This is a genomic window from Rhodococcus sp. NPDC059968, assembly GCF_042738615.1.
In the GTDB taxonomy this organism is placed as follows: Bacteria; Actinomycetota; Actinomycetes; order Mycobacteriales; family Mycobacteriaceae; genus Rhodococcus_F.
In genome coordinates this window covers 1-1,738 of sequence record NZ_JBHWUE010000262.1, presented here as the reverse complement: position 1 = coordinate 1,738, position 1,738 = coordinate 1, and the positions used below count along the sequence as shown (strand labels likewise).

Genomic DNA, 1,738 nt, shown 5'->3' with positions numbered 1-1,738 from the left:
GCAGGTCGGACGATCACCCACGCCCGTAACCTCCTCGCTGCCGCACAACGAAACTCAGCACGAATACATCAGTCGATCGGTGGATCTAGGCTTAGGCCCTGAGGATCCGGCTCAGTCGGTCTCCAGCCCCACCGCAGGATCCTCGAACTGAGCCAGAAGGATCTTGAGGAGCCGCCGAAGCTCCGCTTGGTCGTCGCCCGCCAGGATCTCCAAGAGCCGAGACTCGTGATCCATGATGTCGGAGACGACCTCATCGACGAGCTTGACGCCCTTCCTCGTCAGTTGCACATCCACGCGACGACGGTCCTTCGGGTGGAAGCTCCGCTTGACAAGTCCGCTGCGCTCGAGCTTGTCCAGCCGGTTCGAGATCCCCCCGGGAGTAATCAGCGCCGCCTCGGAAAGGCGGCCGGCCGTCATCCGATACGGCTTGCCGGCACGCCGCAGCATCGCGAGGACATCGAGCGTGACCCTGTCGGTGCCGAGTTCGGCCAGACGCTCGACGCGTTCGCGCTCCAAATGCCGTGCAATGCGCCAGATCCTGGTCACGACTCCCACGGAACTGACGTCAATGTCCGGGCGTTCACGCGCCCATGCCTGCTCAACCCGATCGACACCGTCCTCGCCGATCGAGTCCGAACCCGCCGTCGAAACCTCAGCAGTCATGTGATCCTCGCAGTCGCATGGATGCAGTCTACGACGAGAAAGAAGTTCACGGCTAAAAAATACACCAGAGCAAGATTTGCGTGCTCGAAGCTACCCCCGAACCGCCCACGCCCCTCGTCGGCCAGCTCGCCGGCGAACCTCATCCCACGGCGGCGTGGTGGGATGGGCTTGGCGCGTCGATTCGTCGAAGGCGCCCACGATCACCGGCAGCTCCCTGTATGCCTTCACTCCTGCCGTTTCGTCCAGATGCGTGAAGGCAGGAAGGAACCCGAGGATGCTCCGCCCGCCCATGGAGTGCCCGACTAACGCAATCGGTGCATTGCCCCCGACCGCACGAATGATGGCGTCGAGATCCTGGCCGAGTTGCTCGATCGTCATGGTGTCGGGCGCTGCGGACCCGGACTCGCCGTGGCCGCGCTTGGTCGTACTGGTCGTAGACCAGCCGGATCTCCGACCCGAAGGTGCTCTGAAGGAAGGCGCGTTGCAGCTCCCACGATTGCATGTTCAGGCAGTGACCGTGCGCAAAGATGACGGTCAAGGGTGCCGCTTCGGGGCCGTACTCGCGGGTCACGAGCGGAACTCCGTCGTCTGCCGCGATGGTTGATCGTCGTTCCCACCGCATTGCGGGTTCGAATGTCGTGCTCACCGGATTGTCCGGTCCTCCGGGCGGCCAGCCCCATGGCCTGCCGTTACCTAACTTGAGGTAATCAGTATCGTCCTCAATATTGCACGAGTGAATAGTTATCTCAGTTTAGTGTTTGTTTGAGATAGCTTGTGAAGTGGGGGAGCGCGCGTAGGAAGGGAGGCTGTTTCGCGCCCGGGAGCGTGACTCTCCGCTTGACTTCAGGCCGACAGGACCCAGGTCCAGAGACCAGAGGCGCGTCGGCGATGGCCGTGCGAATGGGCAACTCCCGAGCCCTGCGATCACCGTCGCAGGGTAGGAAAGGCGCCCGAGCCCTTCTCGCGAGCCAGCCGCCTATCGCGGCGCCATGCGCAGGGCGCCGTCCATACGAATGGTCTCACCGTTGAGGTAGTCGTGTTCGACGATCATCTGAGCGAGCTGTGCGTATTCGGC

At 62.8% G+C, this 1,738-nt stretch carries 1 protein-coding gene and 2 pseudogenes; all 3 read right to left on the bottom strand.

The features are described from left to right. Nucleotides 1-111: 111 nt before the first annotated feature. Nucleotides 112-546: a MarR family winged helix-turn-helix transcriptional regulator gene (locus ACFWAY_RS53685; protein ID WP_226955735.1), complete on the bottom strand. Its 435-nt coding sequence runs from the start codon at nt 544-546 to the stop codon at nt 112-114. 207 nt (nt 547-753) lie between these two features. Then, nucleotides 754-1,050 (bottom strand): annotated as a pseudogene (locus ACFWAY_RS53680) (hypothetical protein); the annotation flags it as partial. A 589-nt stretch (nt 1,051-1,639) separates the two neighbouring features. Then, nucleotides 1,640-1,738: pseudogene (locus ACFWAY_RS53675) on the bottom strand (3-hydroxyacyl-CoA dehydrogenase); the annotation flags it as partial.